Consider the following 17,768-nt stretch of genomic DNA (forward strand, 5'->3'; position numbering starts at 1 on the left):
TCAGACCAATTTGTGACGTCGAATATGGCCCACTAGGCAGACGCGCCAAATTTATACTCGAACGAAATCAACGCTTCGGGTGCGCTGCAAACCTGCCGAGTCTACCCCGCGAGGACAAAAGTAACGATGAACGCCATGACTCATGCGAGGGAGACGAGATCTTCCCTCACCCTTCATCTCCTGCCGACAATCGCTGGGCTCGGCTATCCTTGGTATCTAAGCTGGTTCGCCGCAGAAGTTAACAGGGGAAACAATCTGATTGCAGCGTTCGCGATGCTTGTCGTACTAGCTGTTCCGGCAAGTGCTTTTGTGAGCTTCACCGAATTGTCTTGCGCTCAGGATCGAAACTGCAGAGCGCTTATAGTGAAGCGCGCATCGCTTGCAACGATTGCGTCGCCATCATTGTATGTGTTGGTCGGTGTCGTCTTGTACATGATGAAAATCGACAACGCCGACAAATATGTCTGGAGCGCTGGCTGGACGATGCTCCTGATGACCGTGGCACTCGGATATTCAATTCCAGAATCATCGGAGACGCAGCGCAATGCGAAGCGCGATACCAGCCGCATTCGCACAATTCACGGCGTCTCAGCGGCGCTGCTCCTCGTCGTGTTTCTCGTACCGCATCTCGTGAATCACAGCGTTGGCGTCCTCGGGAACGACTTGCACAAAGCTGTGCAGCACGTTATCAGACATGTCTATCTGAACAAATGGGTTCAACCATCGATAGTGGGCTTGATGCTGTTCCAGGTATTGACCGGTATGTTCCTCATATCGGAAAAAATGTCCCGCGAGCAAGACTCTTTCGTCAGCCTACAGATCGCCTCTGGCGCGTTTTTGTTGGCGTTTATTCCGTGTCATATGAACTCGGTGTTCACGCTCGCAAGGCACTTCGGCACTGAAACCGACTATGTGTGGGCCACGAATCAGCCAGTCGGTCTGATTCGTGACGCATGGTCGACCCGATTGATCCCGCACTACAGCATTGGCGTGATTCTGCTTTTATGCCATGCGATCTGTGGAATTCGAACCGTGATGCTTGCACACAATGTTGAAGTGGCTCGCGCGAATCGCATCTCCGGCGGACTTATCGCTGCGGCACTCGTCTTCTCATTGGTAATTATTGTTGGAATGCTAGGCGTACGCATCTGACGGTCTCGAGCCGACGACTGACGTGGTGCGCGGTTTGTATGCGCTACTGCACCCGTCATCGGGGACCCAACAGGCCCAAGTTCTCGTGACCCAACTTCCCATCGAATCACGCACTCTGAGCCACACACGCGCGCCGCAAAATCACGTGCGGTCGTGAGCCATGCAGTTGGCCCCTTCGTGGCATCGAGCCTTTGCCGGAAAGGCGCCAACGAAGCGTTCCTGATACATCTTGGAAGACGCGTCGACTCCTGACCGACGAGCGTCCTTTCTTTGCATCCTATAACTCCGACTGCTATAGTCGTAGTTAAAACGCGCGGTAGATGAACGGTAGATCAACTGAACATACACTTAGGAGTATCAGGAATGACGCAACGTATCCTTGTTATCGGCGCTGGTTTTGCCGGTGTCTGGAGTGCTTTGTCCGCTGCACGAGCCGCGGATCTGGAGGGGCGAACGAATGATGTCGAGATCGTCGTGCTCGCACCGGAGCCGACGATCGGAATCCGTCCGCGATTCTACGAAAGTGATCTGTCGGGTGTATCGGCCCCGTTGACAGAGCTGTTCGATGTGACTGGCGTGCGTTTTGTACGGGGCAGGGTTGAACGCATCAACGCAGCAGACAGTGAGGTGACCTATCGTGACGAGACGAATGCCGAGGCAACCCTGACATATGACCGACTAGTACTTGCGACGGGAAGTAAGCTAGCCAAGCCAAATATAAAGGGCATCGACGATTTCACTTTCAACAACGACACGCTCCCCGAAGCACAGCGTCTGCAGAAGCACCTCGAGGGATTGGCATCGCGACCGCGCAGTCGCGCACGAAACACAGTCGTTGTCGCCGGCGGTGGATTCACAGGAATTGAGACGGCAGCTGAATTGCCTTCGCGTCTGCGCTCGATCCTTGGCGCTTCGGAAGAGATCGAAGTGGTCATCGTCGAACGTGGCGACGCGATCGGACCAGACCTTGGCGAAGGTCCGCGCCCCGTGATCGAGGAGGCGTTGCAGCATCTCGGCGTCGTCGTCCGCCTCGGTGAGGCGGTATCGGCAGTTGATGCCGGCGGCGTGACGCTTGCCAATGGATCGCGGATCGAAAGTGACACCGTGATCTGGACCGCTGGTCTCCAGTCAAGCCCCCTTACGGCCCAAATTCCCGGTGAGCGCGATCGGCTCGGACGTCTTCATGTTGGTCGTGACCTGAAGGTCGTTGGTCAGCAGAATATTTTTGCCGCGGGCGATACAGCGTTCGCTGCCACCGACGACGAAGGAAACCATACGATGATGTCGTGCCAGCACGCGTCGAATCTCGGTCGCTCGGCGGGACACAACGTCGCATGTGACCTGTTGGGCAAACCCACGATTCCCTACGATCAGGTGAAGTACGTCACGTGTCTCGATCTGGGGCCGTGGGGTGCCGTGCTGACGGAGGGTTGGGACCGCAAGGTGAAGCTCAAGGGCAAGGAAGCGAAGGACCTGAAACACCAGATCAACACGGTCTGGATCTATCCGCCCAAGGCTGATCGCGTCGAGGCTTTTGCGGCGGCGGATCCAATGCGGCGCCTTGTGTGACGCTGTTTGAAGTAACGCTCCAGTAAGCGCAAAGCCGCTGACGAATGCCTGGCGGCTCTGCACACGCTCCCATCGACGGTGATTCTGAATCGACCCGAGAAATAAGGCCGAGAAAAAAGGGGAATCATCGAACGAGGCGCAGTCGCTTGCCCCCTGTCGCAACTACTGACGCCGAAACAGCGCTACGCTTTCGCTGAGGCAGAAGCTAATTGGCGCGCGGCGTGCGAATACATCAAATGCCCAAACACCATGGTGCGCCAAAACCCATTGCAGTTTGATATTGATCGCCAACGCGACTCGCCCATATATCTGCAGATCTGCGAACGCTTCAAGCAAGCGATAGCCGCTGGTCATTTGAAGCCTGGAGACCGCGTGCCGGCGCAGCGAGGGCTTGCACTGCAGCTCAATGCGTCGCGCGGCACAGTCGAACTGGCCTATACCATTCTTGCGAATGAAGGGTATCTCCAGATGCGAGGCGCTGCGGGTACGATCGTGTCGCCGGTGTTGGCCGAAGTCACCCCGCGCTCGACTATTCGGCAGCAGCATGGGGAAGATGCTGTGCCACAGACCCTCCCTGCGCAGAAGCGCACGCCCCATCCGATACTCCAACCCGAATCGTCGCCGCCCCCTCTTCAACCGGGATTGCCGGCGCTAGATGCGTTTCCAGACAAGGTGTGGAGTCGCATCGTCACGCGTCGTTTGCATAGCGGCGGCGCCTCGCTACTTCAATATCCTGACCCGACTGGCTATGCTCCCTTGCGGGAGTACATCGCGACCTATCTGAGTCTGTCACGAGGAGTCGCTTGTGCTCCCGAACAGGTTTTCGTCACCAACGGATATCGTGCCACCCTGGAACTGCTTCTTCGCAGTCTCCTGGGCCAGGATGATCGCGTCTGGTTCGAGGATCCGGGATATTTGCTCGCTCGGCAGTTTCTGGAGAATATCGGTGTCAAGCTTGTACCCGTGCCTGTTGATGAGCAAGGAATCGACGTTGAACGCGGCCGGCAGCTGGATGTGGACGCGCGATTCGCGATCGTCACCCCTTCGCATCAAAGCCCGCTTGGCCATACGCTATCTCTCGCGCGGCGTCTTGCGTTGATAGACTGGGCACAAGAAGCGAAAAGCTGGATCATTGAGGACGACTATGACAGCGAGTTCCGGTACGTCGGCCGGCCCTTGCCGCCGTTGAAAAGTCTGGATTCACACGACCGCGTCATTTACTGCGGGACATTTAGTAAAGTCATGTTTCCAGGATTGCGGCTCGCCTATGCGGTTGTCCCTGAAAGTGCTATCGGTCGCGTGAGCGAGGTTGCCCGCGGAATGAATGCCGGGACACCCACGCTCGTGCAATCTTCGGTCGCAGATTTTCTAGCCCAGGGGCATTTCGCGAGACATCTGAAACGGATGCGCGCATTGTATGAGTTCAGACGTTCGCTCATTGCCTCTGCTTTTCGATCCACACTCGGCGAGTGTGTGACAGTTGACTTGCCTGCTGGTGGCATTCAGCTTTCCGTGCAGTTTTCAGACATGGCAGGAGACCCAATCGACGATACGTCAGTGGTTGCCCGCGCACGTGAGCGAGGAATGGGCGTGGTACCCCTTTCCATCTGGTACGCAAACAGTCACGCCGCCCACACGCCTCGTGGGCTTGTTCTGGGATTCGCAAATGTCCGAACTGCCGAGGAAGCACTAACGCATGCTAAAACCCTGGCCCAGTGCCTCTATCGCGGCTAATCGTCACAGTGAGGATCTGCGGTAAAACTGGAATCTCTGTCAGAAAACAGCAGACGTCGCGAACAACGGATGCAGGTTTAGTTCGGCGCGCGCTTCTTCGAGCGCAAGATTGACCGCATCCGGGCCGTACACAAGCCCCTGAAGTCGTATGTATCGAACATCCTTGATCCCGATGGAACCGAGAGCATGCGTCACATACGGAGTAAGGAAGTCAGGCTGTCGCGCCCGCTCACCGACGTGGAATCCGCCGGAACCTACGATGACAATGGTGGGGCGATCTTTCATCAACCCCACCTTGCCATCCGGCGTCGGTACGAAGGTGCGCCCAATGCGCAGCACATGATCGATCCATAACTTTAATGACGCAGGCACTGTAAAGTTGTGAACCGGCGTATTGATGACTAACACATCGGTCGATTCCAGCTCGCAAATCAAGCGCTCAGATGTCTCGAACTTGGACAGGTCCGGATCCCTCGACGTTATCGCCAGCGCGTATTCCTGAGAGATCGGGGAAAGTGGTTCGGCTACAAGGTCACGGGATACCCGTTCGAAACGGGATGTCGTAAGACTTCTCACGCGTTGCTCGATCTCGTGAGCGATGGCAAACCCGGTGCTGGCTTCTCCATGCGGGCTCGCGTTGATTGACAAGATTTTCATCGTTGGGGCTCCAGGACGGTCATTGACTTACGAGGATGTCAGCTCTTGAGCGAAGTGCATCCCTCTTGCAAGCAATCCCTGGCGGAAATAAAAGCGTTGTGCCAGTGCCATGTGGAGCCCTGTATCCAATACGAAGACCGTGCAGCCGGCCTTTTGCGCAATATCACGTGTCGCTGCGAGCAACTGCTCGCCAATGCCCGCCCGGCGCTGGCTGCTGTCAACGACGAGATCGTCGACATAGATGAAGTTTCCATACAGCAGGTTCAGTTGCGTACGATAGCCCGACAGCCCCACCAAAGCGCCGTCAGAACGGGCGGCAAGGAGGCGATACCCCTGCTTATGTTGCTGTTTCACCTGTGCGACAAAAGCACCTGGATCCTTCAGATGCGGTCGCAGTTGTTGCATAAGGTCGAAAGCAGCAGCAATGGCTGCTGGCTCGTCCAGATGTTCGAATGTGAGCGAATCGGTCATGCGTCTCTCCACCTGAGAAGACCCACACACTAGCTGCACAAGGGGTCAGCCGAAAGAGCCAAGAACGTCAGTTAATACTAGGCCAAGCCGAAGAACTCACCTCGCACCAGACGGCAGACCCGCATGCGGTCAAGCTCGTGGACCCGCTTGCGCAATTGCGCAGCCGGGTCAAATCATGTGGCTTTCCTGGCTCCGGCTTTCAGCAGTCTTGTCTTTTTAAACTACGACTCATATGATCGCAGTTAAATGATGAAGACTCATCGTAACGATCGCAATGATCGCGGCAATCGCGCTTTGGCATGGAACAATCGGAGTACGGCCTTCTAGGCCATGTCTGCAAACGACATAGCATGCCATGTCGGATAGTTCGCCTCGCCTTCATTGATCAACAGTACATTGAACGTATTCGACATCGCTGGGGTTGTCATGGCTGAGATGCGGCACATGCAAATTTTTGTCAATATCTGCGAGGTAGGCAGCTTTACGGGTGCGGCGCGGAAGCTCGGCATAAAAACAGGCGCAGTATCAAGGAGCGTCGCGGAGCTCGAGGTACTTTTGAAGACACGGCTTATTCAGCGCACGACCCGCAGTCTCTTCCTGACCGATGCAGGAGAGAGATATTTCCAGCGCTGCCGCGAGATACTTCGACTGGCTGATGTTGCGGACAAGGAGGCGCTTCAAGCAAGCACGAAGCCAATGGGTCGATTGAAAATCCACGCACCGCCTGCCTTTGGGAAGCAATACGTCGTCCCCGTATGTTCGAAGTATCTGGAAAGCTATCCGGATGTTCAGGTAGACCTGACGCTGTCGCCCGACATTATTGATCCGGTCGGCTCCGCGTTCGATATCGTGATTACTTTTTCGCAAACACCACTGCCAGACTCTGGATTGGTCGCGGTTAAGCTGTTTGACACTGCGACCGTACTTTGTGCGTCGCCGGCATATGTGGCAAAAACAGGAACTCCGGAAACGTTCGCGTCTTTGCAGTCCCACGTGATCTTGCAACTCATAGCGAACACGCGAGTAGACGAGAAATGGGCAATTCGCGAGTCTGGCCTTGACAAGACTTTCGTTGTAGCGCCGTCCAGAATCCGGGTGGGATCCATGGATGCTCTTGCGGCGTCAATTCAGGAAGGACTCGGTATTGGCGCATTGCCATGGATCATGGCAAAACCTTTGGTTGAAACGGGGAAGCTTGTTCGCGTCTTGCCAAGCGCAACATTGGATGACTTTACCGCCTATGCGCTCTATCCATCGCGTGAGTACCTTGACGCCAAAACGCCAAGATGGATTCGACTTTTACAAGCCCGGATTCGAGATGCCACGCAGAGAGAGAACGAAGGGCGCGAAGTTCTGGCTCAAGATCTCCAATGAACTCTGAATGCGTGGTTGTCGCACAGACCTGTCAAATCGACGCCGCTTCGTCCAGAGGAGCGCATCAGTCCTTGACCAGACCGCCGTCAACCACCAGATTCTGCCCGGTCACAGCCCGCGCCCAGGGTGACAGGAAGAAAAGCACCGCGTCGGCGAACTCGGCCGGCGTCGTCACACGCCGCAGCGGCGTGAAGCCGGCGATCATGTCGAACACCGCTTCCGGGGTCGCGCTGCTGGCGTCCGTGGTGCGCAGGAGGCCACCTGACACCATGTTCACCGTAATGCCATCAGGCCCGAGGTCATTCGATGCCGTGCGCGTCAGCGACAACAGTGCGGCTTTGGCGGCCGTGTAGTCGTGATACGGGACGACGGGGTTTTGAAACAGGTTGGTCCCAACGTTGACGACGCGACCGAAGCCCGCCGCACGCATTGCGGGCAATGCAGCTTGAATCGTGTTGAGTGCACCTTTGACGGCACCATCAATCTGATGCTGAAAACGCGTCCAGGCAATGTCGCCAATGTTGGGCCGTGCATCTCCATCAAAGCTGAAGTCGACCAGGGCGTTGTTCACAACCGCGTGAATCTGTCGACCGCTCTTTGCGCGAGCCTCCTCGAACAGACGCGCGACAGCTGCTTCGTTAGTGATATCAGCCTGCACCGCCACGACCTTCGGGCCGAGTCGCTCGGCAAGTTCCTTCGCTTGCTTCTCGCTGCGATGATAGTTAATGACAACGCTGGCACCTTCGCGTGCAAGTGCCTCTGTGATCGCAGCACCCAAGCCCCGCGCCCCGCCAGTGACGAGTACGTTTTGTTCTGACAGTAGCATCGACTTCCTCAATGGTTCGCTAGCGAATGATGGCGGCATTATGCCAGTCGCTGTGATCCAGAGAGGCGCGCTCTCTTGCAGCGCTTGCTAAGGCTCAGTCAAGACAGCGTCGGTGTCGTGGCGCAGCTTCTCATTCTCGAACGGTTGCGGATGATGCTCGCTTTAGACGATAAGACGTGGGCACACAGCCTCACATTGGATTCGCCAGTCGGTCCCGCAGTTGTCTGCGCAGCACTTTGCCGACCGGCGTTTTCGGCAGATCGTTCACAAAGACGACCCGCTTCGGCACTTTGTAGGCGGCCAGGCTAGTTCGGGCAAACTCAATCACTTCCGCCTCTGTCAACTCCGGCTCCCTCTTTACTACGAAGGCGACGGGCGTCTCGCCGGATTGTGAATCCCTTGCACCCACGACCGCAGCCTCCAGAATGCCGGGATGCCGGAAGAGCACCGCCTCGACTTCGTTCGGGTAGACGTTAAAACCGGAAACCAGAATCATGTCTTTCTTGCGGTCAACTATCCTGATCACGCCGCGATCGTCCATGACGCCAATATCGCCGGTCGCGAAAAATCCGTCCGTGCCGATCACGTGTGAAGTTTCCTCCGGCCGATTGAAATAGCCCTGCATGACAACGGGCCCTGCAACGCAGATTTCGCCCGGCATACCGGTGCCGACGGCCGCTCCGCTTTCATCGCGGATTTCAATACACATCGAAGGCAGCGGGACGCCGATCGAACCGTCGAAGTCCCTGCGCGTCACGGGACTGGCCGTCACCGCGCCAGCAGCTTCCGACAGTCCATAGACTTCCAGAATCGGGTTGCCCGTGAGTTTCTGCCAGCGCTCCGCAACTGCCGGTTGGGTCGCAGTACCGCCTCCGAAGGTGTTGCGCAGCGCCGAGAAGTCGAGCGCCCGAAAGTCCTCGTTGTTCATCAGCGCCGTAAATAGCGTGTTAAGACCGCCGAAGATGGTTGGCCGGTGCGTCGCAAAATCCTTCACGAGGGAGGGGATGTCGCGCGGGTTCATCACCAGGACGGCGCGGTTTCCCATATGGAACAAGACCAGGCATTGGCACACCAGGGCCGCCACGTGGTACAGGGGCAGCGCGATGATCGCGGTTTCCCCGCCTGGCCGGAACGCAGGCGTGCACCAGGCCGTGAGCATCAGCACGTCCGCGAGCACGTTGCCGTGGGTCAATACGGCACCTTTGGGCTCGCCGGTCGTGCCGCCGGTGTATTGAAGGAACGCTCTGGTCTCACGGGTCAGCGTCGTCTTGGTGAAATCCGAGGCCAGGCGTGCGGTCATGGCAGTCCTGAAGGGGATCGCGCCGGCGATCGTCCAGTCCGGTACGAGCTTTTTCTTTTTTCGAACGATGTAGTCGACGAGGATCGACTTCGGGAAGTTCTGCATCTCCGCGACGCGGGCGACGATAACGTGCTCAATGACGACATGGGCGAGCACCCGCTCGACGGTCGCCGCGGAAATCTCCATGACCACGATCGCACGCGCACCAGAGTCTTTGATCAGATTCGTCAGTTCCGGCGCGGTATAGAGCGGATTGACGTTGACCACGGTGAGCCCCGCACGGAGTGCGGCAAACAACGCAATGGGGTATTGCAGGGAGTTTGGCAACATCAGCGCGATGCGGTCGCCGGGATTCAGACCAAGGTCTTTCTGGAAATAGGCTGCGAGGCGGGCCGAGTTCTCATCCAGTTGGCGGTACGTGAGATCCACGCCGAACTGGTGAAAGGAGATCTGGTCGCCAAAGCGGGCGACGGCCTGTTCCAGGAGGGCCGCCATCGAGCCGTAATCCACGAGATCGATGTCCGGCTCAACCCCAACGGGATATTGCGAAAGCCATGGCAGCCGTGACATTTCGTCCTCCGTTGCAGATCACCATGACGCTTGCCGCGCCCGAATCGATTCGATGCCTTCCGGAGCTACCCGTTGCCAAATGTGCTTGAACGCAGATTCACGCAAGCGTTGATTGAACTTCAATCGCTCGATGAAGTTCGTCGAAGAAAAAGTCTATACCGTTCTTTCGGTTTGTCGCCGCTAACCCGTGATCGCACGATCGATTCACGAGCAGTGGACGTGATGGCACATCGGCAATCACCTTGCCGAAAAAGGCCGTCATACCGCGGGTCGCCCGAACCGTATCGCCAGAGGCGCACACGACGCCTCCGGTTAGCTCCGCATCGGCCCTTGCTACATTCAAGCGGCCAGTTCGAGCCCGTGGCGCTTCATCACGGACTTGATCATGTCCAGATTCGGTGGGCCGCCGGCGCCCAGCACACCCGCTATCTCGCGAAAATAGTCAGGCCCGATGTTCGCGGGCGAAAACACCACAAGCACGCGAGCGGGGACGTCGCCAGGATTGGAGAAGTGATGAACGCTGCCGCGCGGTGAGAAACCATAATCGCCCGCGTTCAGGACACGTACGGCGTCATCGACCCGGCACGTCAGCGATCCTTCCAGGATGTGGATCGTCTCGTCAACGTCGACGTGGCGGTGAGGGGGCGGCACTTTGGCGAGCGGCTGGACGATCATTTCCGCCATCGCCATATGGCCCGCCGTGTCGCGACCATCGACCAGGAACCTCATCGACAGCGAGCCAATGGTGATCAGTTCATTTCCCGTCGAATTCATCGCGACACTCCAAGGGGTTGTGGTAAAGTCACTTTACCATATGAAATCGAACCGTCAATCCCTTTCCGCCCGGAGATTCCCCGGCGATCCAGACCCGAGTGATCCGCTCATCGGGGCGCGGCTGCGCTTTTGCCTCCTCCGGGTGGAACAGCGCGTGGGCCAGGCATTGGCCTCGGCCGGGTTTACTGATATCCAGACTGCCCACTTCAAAGTGCTGCGCTTTCCTCCTCCCGAGAACGAGCGGCCCATCGACCTGGCACAGCGCGCGGGCATGTCCAAGCAGGCGATGAACTACTTGCTGCAGCAGCTCGAAGAGCTGGGTTATCTGCAAAGGGTCTCGACCGACGAATCACCCGCTCGTCTCGTTTCTCTGACCGAGAAGGGATGGAAAGTGGCTGAACTACAGCGAGCCACGGTGCACGAGATCGAACGCGAATGGGAACAGCTGATCGGCTCGGAACGTTTCAAGACGTTTTACGCCGTGCTAAAGGAACTGTCGGACGGTTGATAGGTTCGGGGCCTGTTCCGGCGGATCGTTACGCTCAAAGTGTCAGCGGGGAACGACTTTGTGGAACACCGAGTAGTCGATATGCGTAATCCCGTCTTCCACGTGCAACAGATCGACGTATTGGTGATCCCAAAGAATCATGTCGGGTGACCAGGCCGTACGAGCCTGCATCGTTTGCATCGTCGTTTCGTCAACACCCTCGATCATGAGCAGCAGTTCGGCTCGACTTTCGGCCAGCGACTCCGCCGTCTCGCCAAACAACGGACTGCTTTCATCGATCACGTGCATCACGTTCCAGCCGAGCAGGAAGATTGGGTGACGCTCGCGAATCAACTGGATGTCGTAGACCCTGCGAATGAACAGGCCCTCGGGGGTGGTTTCGGATCGCATCATGCGCATGCGCGCCGTGGCTTCCATGATGACGTTTTGCCGGGCGTTCGCCGCGCGGACCATCAAGGTGGGTCGACCGTCGACTGGCTGCACGACCGCGTATTTCGCGAACACGATCCGCGCATGAGGCCGCGAGAATCGCGCGAAGATCATCCCTGTCGTCAAGGCCACCCCTGACATACCGACAAAGATTTCAATGGTCGCCACCAAGTGGCCGTAGATCGTGGCGGGATGCATATCGCCATACCCGACGGTGGCCAGGGTTTCAACACTGAAGAAGAACGCACCGAGAAAACCGGCCGGCGCCTGATTGGCAATCGCGTGGTCGCCGCACAGGAAGAGCCATGCAAACACGCCGTTCAGGAACACAAACAACACGGCCGCCACGCCAAAAAAGACTGGCCATCGGACCGTGAGCGCGTGATGATAAACGTCCTGCCAGATGTGCTGCCGAAGTCCATGGGTGATGGCATATCGGCCTCCGTCGAGCGGTATCCGGCGATGCGGTGGCGGCAAGTGCCGCTCACCGTTGTGCGCTTGTGAGCGGTTATCGATCATCGCGCGCCTGCATACTTAGTCATCACTACACCCTAACCGAGATCCTTCAATGCCCTGACCTGAGCAAACGCTCTGCTCGATATCGAGATCGAGTTCCCGTCGGGATCCTTTGCGTTCGCGAAACAGTATCCGTCGGCTTTGTGCGTGGATCCAAAATCAAGCCCCTCCGTCGCGCACTGCTGCTTGAAGCGCTCGACGTCTTCGATATCGAACACGAGCTTGATCGTTACCTGTCCCGACTTCACGCCTTTGGCGGCCTGGTGCACCATCAGAATCGCCCCACCGTTCGGACTCTTTAACTCGATGACTCGATCATTCGGGACCTGTGAACGTTCGAATCCGAAATGACGCTCGTAGAAGGCACAGGTGGCCTCTACATTCCTCACATACATCATGATTCGGTTGAGCAATGCGTTCATGTCGGTCGTTGGATAACGTACTAGCTAACTCGTCGAGAGAATTCGCGGTGATTGTCGTTGAGGTGCAATTTTTTGTCGAGTCGCTACCCGCGCAGGAGCGCCCACAGAAGATAGGGTCCGCCGATCAATGCGGCCATGAGTCCCGCCGGCATCTCATTGGGGAAGGTGACAATGCGGCCCAGCCAGTCTGCCAACACCATCAGCAATGACCCGATCAGCGCCGAGGCGGGGAGTTGTTCATGCGCACGGCGAAACCCGAGCGCGCGCGCAAGATGCGGCGCCATCAGGCCAACGAAGGATAGCGGGCCGATCAGCAGCGTTGAGCAGGCGCTCAACAACGCCGCCAGCAGGAGCACGATCAACCGGGCGACGGCCACGTGCACGCCCAGCGAGCGGCTTATATTTTCGCCCAGCGACAGCAGCTCGAGCCAGCGAGCGAGCAACGGCGCGCACGCGAAACCGGCCAGAGCGACCACGACTGCGATCGCCGTTGTGAGCGGCTGCACATAGTACGTTGACCCAACCACAAAATTCAGGAGCAGTTCGGCACGTGGGTCGCCGCTGGCCGTCACCGCCCCGACGACAGCCTGAAACAGCGCGCCGAGCGCCACTCCGATCAGCAGCAGCCGCTGCGGTGCGTAGCTCGAGCTGCGCCCGAACCACATCAGCAGTGCGAGCGTACCCGCTGCACCTGCCAGGCACGCGACGAACATCGGCAGTGGCGCCGGCACGGCGCAGAGGAACACCACCGCGACAAGACCGAGTGCACCACCCGAGCTCACGCCGATCAGATCGGGGCTTGCAACCGGATTGCCCGTCATGCGCTGAATCAGGGTGCCGGCGAGGCCGCAAAGCATGCCGGCCGCCAACGCGGCCGCGAGATGCGGCACGTGCCAGAACGCCAGCGCCCGGATCTGCGCGACGTTCGCGAATCGCCAGCCACCGAGGCCACGTCCGACGGTCAGCGAAAGGATCGATACCATCCCGATGAGCAAAGCGAGTCCTACCATCATGCGCAAAGGATGCTTGCAGCGTGATACGGCTGACGCAGCCAGAGTATCGGCCCGAACATCGGGCTGTGATCGGAGATAACGCAGTTGCCACAGCAGCATGGGTGCACCGACGATCGAAGTCACAGCGCCCGTGGGGATCAATTGCGAGCCATACAGGCCCGAAAGCGCAACCCACTGCACGAGCTCGTCGGTGAACCACAGCAACAGCGCGCCGAAGAGCGGCGCCCAGACGAGCCGCTGCTGAAAGCGCCACGCCCCCGCCAGACGCGCAAGCGTCGGCGCCACGAGGCCAATGAAGCCGACTACGCCCACCGCGCTGACGACACATGCCGTCAATGCCACGGTCAACCCAAGCGCTGCAAAACGAGTGCGCATCAGTGAGACGCCCAGTCCGCGCGCAGTGCTCTCGCCCGCGTCGAAGAGCCCGAGAGGCCGACGCAGCATCCACACTGCTACAGCCGCGAGGACGAAGCGTGCGAAGAGCGCGGCACTCGCATGCCAGCCTTGCTGGTCGAGCGCCCCGCCGCCCCAAATCATCAGACCCGCGAGTAGCTGGAAATGCGAGATCGCCAGCGCGAGGCTCACCGAACCGCAATAAAGACTCACGATCATGCCCGCCAGAATCACGGCGAGCGGGGCAAGCCGCTGCCGCCATGCGAGCGCGAGGACGACAAGCGCGACGAGCGCGCCACCCGCAAACGCGACGAGTTCGCGCTGTGCGACAAGCCACGCAGGCCCCCAGATCGCCGCGAGGGTCAACGCCAGCCACGCGCCTGGAAAGATGCCGAGTGTCATCGGCTCCGCAAGTGGATTGCGCAGGACCTGTTGTGCCACAGTGCCCGCCAACGCGAGCGCGGCGCCGCAGACCAGCGTCATCGCTATACGCGGCAACAGGCTGTCGCGCACGATCAGTTGGTGCAGGTTCCCAGACTCGGGCGCAACGAGCGTGTCCCACAGGCCCGCACCCGCGAGTTGTGCTCGCAATGTCCAGACGGTCAGCAGGAAGGCCACGAGCACACCGGCTAGCGCGAAGGACAGCAGCCGCCCGCGCGGCTGCTCGCGCTCAGGCAGGCCGCCCGTAGCAAAGGTATCGGGCATCGAATCAGATGACATGAGGGGTACGCATCGATGGAACCTCGCGAGCGACCGCGCGCGCGAAACGCTGAGCGGAAACGAGCGCGCCCGTCGCCGCAATGACGGGCAGCATCGCGCTGCGTCCGGGCTCGGAGAAAGGCAGGTGCCACCACACAGGATTGCCTTGCAACGCTGCGAGTCCACCGGGTACACCGCCGTCGACGCACAAGAGGTTCGCGTTCTGCAGCAGCGCAAGCCGTTCCAGTTCCACCACGCGCGCGCCGGAAGACGTCTCGGCAGCGGCATTGCGCAGCCCAAGCGACTGCAGGATCTCGTCGAACAGGCTGCCACGGCCGTAGACGCGCACATGCCGGTCGTCCACAACCTGTGCGACCCACACGGGTGCGCGGATACCCGCTAGCGTCGCAGTCGACTCGGCTATCACGGTGTCGGTGCACGCAAGCAACGCCTCGGCCTGCGCTTCACGGCCAAGACGCCGCCCCAGGATCAGCGTCTCCGCACACATTGCCCGATACGGCTGCGGATCGTTGATATAGGCGCCCAGCGTGAGCGTCGGTGCGAGGCGCTCGTACGAGGCCCGCGCACTCGCATGAGCGGGCGTGATCAGAATCAGGTCGGGACGCAGTTCATAGAGCAGATCGTAGTCAGGCTGGAACAGCAGCCCCACATCGGTCACGCCCAGCGGCAACCGTGGCTCGACGATGTCTCTCGCGTACCATGCAGGCGCGGGCACGCCAACCGGTGCCACGCCAAGCGAGAGCAGCATCTCGGTCAGCTCCCAGCTGAGCACCACGATGCGCGTTGGCGCTGGTGCCATCGCAGCCCTGGCCGCTGCCGTGCCGTTCACCAACACGGCGGCAGCCAGCGCACGCAGCACGGCACGACGCGTCGTTGCGCGCGGCGTCTTCAGGCGATCGTCGCCTTTCATTGCGGCACGCCCACCAAGTGACCGCCGTTCGGATCGCGCAGCACGTTCATGGGCACGCCATAGATCGCGTTCAGATTCGGCTCGGTCATGATGTCGCGCGGCGTGCCCTGCATCAGGACGCGTCCGTGCCGCAGCGCCACGATCTGATCGCAGAAACGCGCGGCCATGTTGATGTCGTGCAGCACGATCACGACCGCCATGCGGCGTTGCGCGCAAAGCTTGCGCACGAGATCCAGCACGTCGATCTGGTGCGCGATATCAAGCGCGGAAGTCGGTTCGTCGAGCAGCAGGCAGCGGCTATCCTGCGCGATCAGCATCGCGATCCAGACACGCTGTCGCTCGCCGCCCGAAAGGCTGTCTACCGTGCGATTCGCGTACTGCGCGACGTCGGTCATGTGCATCGCTTCGATCACGTGTTCGCGGTCTTCTTTGCCGAACACACCGAAGCTCCCGTGCCACGGATAGCGCCCGAGCGCGACGAGCTCATGCACCTGCATACCGTCGGTTGCAGGCGTGTACTGCGGCAGATGCGCCACCTGGCGCGCGAACTCGCGCGGACCCCACGAGGCAATAGGCTTGCCTGCGAAGCGGATCGAACCCGCGCTCTGCGTATGATGACGCGCGAGCAGGCGCATCAACGTTGTCTTGCCGGATCCGTTGTGGCCGATCAGGCCAGTCACGCGCTCCGGCGCGATCGTGAGGTCGATGCCGTCGAGCAGCGTTGCAGAGCCTGCCTCGAAGCGGACCTTTCCGAGTTCGAAGAGCGGCGACGCGGCCGCGGATCCGGTCGGAATCGAACGGGTGGTCATAGCGTGCACTCTTCAGTCACCTGGCCGAAATCAAGCTTGATAGTCCGGTCGGCAAGATGGAAATAGCGGTCATCGTGCGTGATGACGAGCACGGTCTTGCCCTTCGCCTTCAACTGCGGCAGCAGCCGGCGATAGAACACGTCCTTGAAGAGCGGGTCCTGATCGGCTGCCCATTCGTCGAACAGATAGCACGGCCGGTCTTCCAGATAAGCAACGAGCAGCGCGAGTCGCTTGCGCTGCCCCTGCGAAAGGTCGAGCGTGGAGAACACGCCGTTTTCGATCTTCACCTTGTGCGCAAGCTGTAAGTCTTCGAGCAATGCGCGCGCGGCCGCATCCAGATCGCCCACGTGTACGCCAAGCAGTTTGTCGAACAGATAGAAGTCGCCAAACACCGCGGAAAAGAGCTGCCGGTAGCGGGCCCGTGTCGAGTCGGTCACGGCTTGCCCATCAAGCAGGATGCGTCCGTTCTCCGGCGCGTAAAGGCCGACGATCAGCTTGGCGAGTGTCGTCTTGCCGCTGCCATTGCCGCCGATCAGGTAGACGAGTTCGCCGGGCTTCAATCTCAGGCTCACCGGGCCGAGCGTGAACACTTCGTTTTCCTGCTCTCGGAAATAGCGATGCGTGATGTCCTCGAGCACGATGTCCCCGAACGTCGCGGGTTCGCCTGCCGCATCGTCTTCTTCGACGGGTAGCTCCGCGTTCACCTGCTCGATGCGCTCGAGCGCCACACGCGCGGTGCTGAGATTGGGAATCGCGGAAAGTACACTTTCGATCGGCATGATCATGTACAGGAAGATCATCGCGTAGCCCGACAGGACATGCGGCGTGACGGGCAGATAGCGCGTCAACACGAACAGCACGCAACCGATGAAGGCAAAGAAGATGAAGCTGCCCCAACTCGCTGCCGCCGCATAGAGCACATAACCGCGAGTGCGCTGCACGCGCACCGCCTCGACATTCGGCTCGATTGTTTCGTCGACGAATTCGCGCATACGCGCCCGGTGCAGCTTCAGTTCTTTCGCACCGTCGAACAGCGCCCGGAAGTGGCGCACCAGCGCGTCCTCGCGTTGGCGCGAACGACGCAGGTGGTAGATGCCGCGTGCGTTCGCGAGATAAAAACCCCCGGAGCCGATCAGGACCGTCACGCCCGCGAACGCGAGCACCTGCCACGACAGATAGCCAAGATAGACGAGACAACCCGCTATCACCGCGCCATTCATCACGAGCGCGGGCAACCCAACGAAAAACACGACGACCGCATCGAGGTCCTGCGTCAGCACGTTAAGCGCACGCGCGGAACCTTGACGCTCGACGTGCGCGTACGGCGCCGACGCGATGCGTTTGATGGTGCGCATGCGCAGGCTGGCTTTCGCGTTCTGGCCAAGGCTCATGAAGAGCGTCTGCGAAGCCGTACGCGCCACCAGTACGCCAAACGCGATCACAAGAAACCGCAGACCGAGCGCACCCAGGTCCGCGCGCGGCGCGACGAGCGCCTGATTGATTAACGCGACCAGTGCTGCGCTGCCGAAGCCGCTGGCGAGACTCATCGTGACGGCCGGGAAGAGCCGCACACGCGAGCCCTGGACCAGGTACCAGAGGGTATGCATTGTTTTCGTTGTAT

At 59.5% G+C, this 17,768-nt stretch carries 16 protein-coding genes; 5 read left to right on the forward strand and 11 right to left on the reverse strand.

What is annotated here, in order from left to right; translation table 11 throughout:
- Nucleotides 1-126 precede the first annotated feature (126 nt).
- The 3 genes from ACMFWR_RS24620 (at nucleotide 127) to ACMFWR_RS24630 (ending at nucleotide 4,455) form a co-directional block, all read left to right on the forward strand.
- Nucleotides 127-1,152 (forward strand): hypothetical protein, encoded by a 1,026-nt coding sequence (locus ACMFWR_RS24620; protein ID WP_413194997.1) that lies wholly within the window; start codon nucleotides 127-129, stop codon nucleotides 1,150-1,152.
- 363 nt (nucleotides 1,153-1,515) lie between these two features.
- Entirely contained in the window at nucleotides 1,516-2,721 is a 1,206-nt protein-coding gene (locus ACMFWR_RS24625; RefSeq protein WP_413194998.1) for an NAD(P)/FAD-dependent oxidoreductase, read from the forward strand.
- 249 nt (nucleotides 2,722-2,970) lie between these two features.
- Nucleotides 2,971-4,455 (forward strand): PLP-dependent aminotransferase family protein, encoded by a 1,485-nt coding sequence (locus ACMFWR_RS24630; RefSeq protein ID WP_413194999.1) that lies wholly within the window; start codon nucleotides 2,971-2,973, stop codon nucleotides 4,453-4,455.
- Nucleotides 4,456-4,494: 39 nt separating this feature from the next.
- On the opposite strand, the gene ACMFWR_RS24635 is transcribed toward ACMFWR_RS24630, so the two are convergent.
- Together ACMFWR_RS24635 and ACMFWR_RS24640 are read right to left on the reverse strand one after the other, a co-directional pair.
- Nucleotides 4,495-5,112, reverse strand: a complete 618-nt coding sequence (locus ACMFWR_RS24635) for an FMN-dependent NADH-azoreductase (protein WP_413195000.1) — start codon at nucleotides 5,110-5,112, stop codon at nucleotides 4,495-4,497.
- A 27-nt stretch (nucleotides 5,113-5,139) separates the two neighbouring features.
- Entirely contained in the window at nucleotides 5,140-5,583 is a 444-nt protein-coding gene (locus ACMFWR_RS24640; protein WP_413195001.1) for a GNAT family N-acetyltransferase, read from the reverse strand.
- 396 nt (nucleotides 5,584-5,979) lie between these two features.
- On the opposite strand from ACMFWR_RS24640, the gene ACMFWR_RS24645 reads away from it, so the two are divergent.
- The gene (locus tag ACMFWR_RS24645) at nucleotides 5,980-6,957 is read left to right on the forward strand and encodes a LysR family transcriptional regulator (protein ID WP_413195002.1); all 978 of its coding nucleotides are present in this window, start codon (nucleotides 5,980-5,982) and stop codon (nucleotides 6,955-6,957) included.
- Between the two features lie 64 nt (nucleotides 6,958-7,021).
- Here ACMFWR_RS24645 and ACMFWR_RS24650 read toward each other — a convergent pair whose 3' ends face one another.
- From ACMFWR_RS24650 to ACMFWR_RS24660, 3 genes are all read right to left on the reverse strand, one after another.
- Entirely contained in the window at nucleotides 7,022-7,783 is a 762-nt protein-coding gene (locus ACMFWR_RS24650) for a 3-oxoacyl-ACP reductase (RefSeq protein ID WP_413195003.1), read from the reverse strand.
- 190 nt (nucleotides 7,784-7,973) lie between these two features.
- Nucleotides 7,974-9,653 carry an AMP-binding protein gene (locus ACMFWR_RS24655; RefSeq protein WP_413195004.1) on the reverse strand — a complete coding sequence of 560 codons (1,680 nt, stop codon included), beginning with the start codon at nucleotides 9,651-9,653 and terminating at the stop codon, nucleotides 7,974-7,976.
- 339 nt (nucleotides 9,654-9,992) lie between these two features.
- The gene (locus ACMFWR_RS24660; RefSeq protein ID WP_413195005.1) at nucleotides 9,993-10,427 is read right to left on the reverse strand and encodes a cupin domain-containing protein; all 435 of its coding nucleotides are present in this window, start codon (nucleotides 10,425-10,427) and stop codon (nucleotides 9,993-9,995) included.
- Between the two features lie 40 nt (nucleotides 10,428-10,467).
- Here ACMFWR_RS24660 and ACMFWR_RS24665 point away from each other — a divergent pair, with 40 nt between their 5' ends.
- Nucleotides 10,468-10,935 carry a MarR family winged helix-turn-helix transcriptional regulator gene (locus ACMFWR_RS24665; protein WP_413195006.1) on the forward strand — a complete coding sequence of 156 codons (468 nt, stop codon included), beginning with the start codon at nucleotides 10,468-10,470 and terminating at the stop codon, nucleotides 10,933-10,935.
- Nucleotides 10,936-10,977: 42 nt separating this feature from the next.
- Here the strand turns inward: ACMFWR_RS24665 and ACMFWR_RS24670 are convergent, their stop codons facing one another.
- The 6 genes from ACMFWR_RS24670 to ACMFWR_RS24695 all read right to left on the reverse strand — a co-directional run bounded on the left by ACMFWR_RS24670 (nucleotide 10,978) and on the right by ACMFWR_RS24695 (nucleotide 17,754).
- A complete protein-coding gene (locus ACMFWR_RS24670) occupies nucleotides 10,978-11,883 on the reverse strand; it encodes an ion channel (protein ID WP_413195007.1) in 906 nt (301 codons plus the stop codon).
- A gap of 32 nt (nucleotides 11,884-11,915) precedes the next feature.
- Nucleotides 11,916-12,302 (reverse strand): VOC family protein, encoded by a 387-nt coding sequence (locus ACMFWR_RS24675; RefSeq protein WP_413195008.1) that lies wholly within the window; start codon nucleotides 12,300-12,302, stop codon nucleotides 11,916-11,918.
- An 83-nt stretch (nucleotides 12,303-12,385) separates the two neighbouring features.
- Nucleotides 12,386-14,428: a Fe(3+)-hydroxamate ABC transporter permease FhuB gene (gene fhuB / locus ACMFWR_RS24680; RefSeq protein WP_413195009.1), complete on the reverse strand. Its 2,043-nt coding sequence runs from the start codon at nucleotides 14,426-14,428 to the stop codon at nucleotides 12,386-12,388.
- A complete protein-coding gene (locus ACMFWR_RS24685; RefSeq protein ID WP_413195010.1) occupies nucleotides 14,418-15,338 on the reverse strand; it encodes an ABC transporter substrate-binding protein in 921 nt (306 codons plus the stop codon). The genes fhuB and ACMFWR_RS24685 overlap by 11 nt, the downstream gene beginning before the upstream one ends.
- A complete protein-coding gene (locus tag ACMFWR_RS24690) occupies nucleotides 15,335-16,147 on the reverse strand; it encodes an ABC transporter ATP-binding protein (RefSeq protein ID WP_413195011.1) in 813 nt (270 codons plus the stop codon). Before ACMFWR_RS24690 ends, ACMFWR_RS24685 begins: the two co-directional genes overlap by 4 nt.
- Nucleotides 16,144-17,754, reverse strand: coding sequence for a cyclic peptide export ABC transporter (locus tag ACMFWR_RS24695; RefSeq protein ID WP_413195012.1), 1,611 nt, complete (start codon nucleotides 17,752-17,754; stop codon nucleotides 16,144-16,146). The genes ACMFWR_RS24690 and ACMFWR_RS24695 overlap by 4 nt, the downstream gene beginning before the upstream one ends.
- Between the last annotated feature and the right edge of the window lie 14 nt (nucleotides 17,755-17,768).

The sequence above is a fragment of the Pararobbsia alpina genome, from assembly GCF_965118125.1.
Lineage (GTDB): Bacteria > Pseudomonadota > Gammaproteobacteria > Burkholderiales > Burkholderiaceae > Pararobbsia > Pararobbsia alpina_A.

Bases quoted from the DNA above. Each gene is read 5' to 3' on its own strand.
- ACMFWR_RS24620 (WP_413194997.1), top strand. From the start codon at position 127: ATGAACGCCATGACTCATGCGAGGGAGACGAGATCTTCCCTCACCCTT.
- ACMFWR_RS24625 (WP_413194998.1), top strand. From the start codon at position 1,516: ATGACGCAACGTATCCTTGTTATCGGCGCTGGTTTTGCCGGTGTCTGG.
- ACMFWR_RS24630 (WP_413194999.1), top strand. From the start codon at position 2,971: ATGGTGCGCCAAAACCCATTGCAGTTTGATATTGATCGCCAACGCGAC.
- ACMFWR_RS24635 (WP_413195000.1), bottom strand. From the start codon at position 5,112: ATGAAAATCTTGTCAATCAACGCGAGCCCGCATGGAGAAGCCAGCACC.
- ACMFWR_RS24640 (WP_413195001.1), bottom strand. From the start codon at position 5,583: ATGACCGATTCGCTCACATTCGAACATCTGGACGAGCCAGCAGCCATT.
- ACMFWR_RS24650 (WP_413195003.1), bottom strand. From the start codon at position 7,783: ATGCTACTGTCAGAACAAAACGTACTCGTCACTGGCGGGGCGCGGGGC.
- ACMFWR_RS24655 (WP_413195004.1), bottom strand. From the start codon at position 9,653: ATGTCACGGCTGCCATGGCTTTCGCAATATCCCGTTGGGGTTGAGCCG.
- ACMFWR_RS24660 (WP_413195005.1), bottom strand. From the start codon at position 10,427: ATGAATTCGACGGGAAATGAACTGATCACCATTGGCTCGCTGTCGATG.
- ACMFWR_RS24665 (WP_413195006.1), top strand. From the start codon at position 10,468: ATGAAATCGAACCGTCAATCCCTTTCCGCCCGGAGATTCCCCGGCGAT.
- ACMFWR_RS24670 (WP_413195007.1), bottom strand. From the start codon at position 11,883: ATGATCGATAACCGCTCACAAGCGCACAACGGTGAGCGGCACTTGCCG.
- ACMFWR_RS24675 (WP_413195008.1), bottom strand. From the start codon at position 12,302: ATGAACGCATTGCTCAACCGAATCATGATGTATGTGAGGAATGTAGAG.
- fhuB (WP_413195009.1), bottom strand. From the start codon at position 14,428: ATGTCATCTGATTCGATGCCCGATACCTTTGCTACGGGCGGCCTGCCT.
- ACMFWR_RS24685 (WP_413195010.1), bottom strand. From the start codon at position 15,338: ATGAAAGGCGACGATCGCCTGAAGACGCCGCGCGCAACGACGCGTCGT.
- ACMFWR_RS24690 (WP_413195011.1), bottom strand. From the start codon at position 16,147: ATGACCACCCGTTCGATTCCGACCGGATCCGCGGCCGCGTCGCCGCTC.
- ACMFWR_RS24695 (WP_413195012.1), bottom strand. From the start codon at position 17,754: ATGCATACCCTCTGGTACCTGGTCCAGGGCTCGCGTGTGCGGCTCTTC.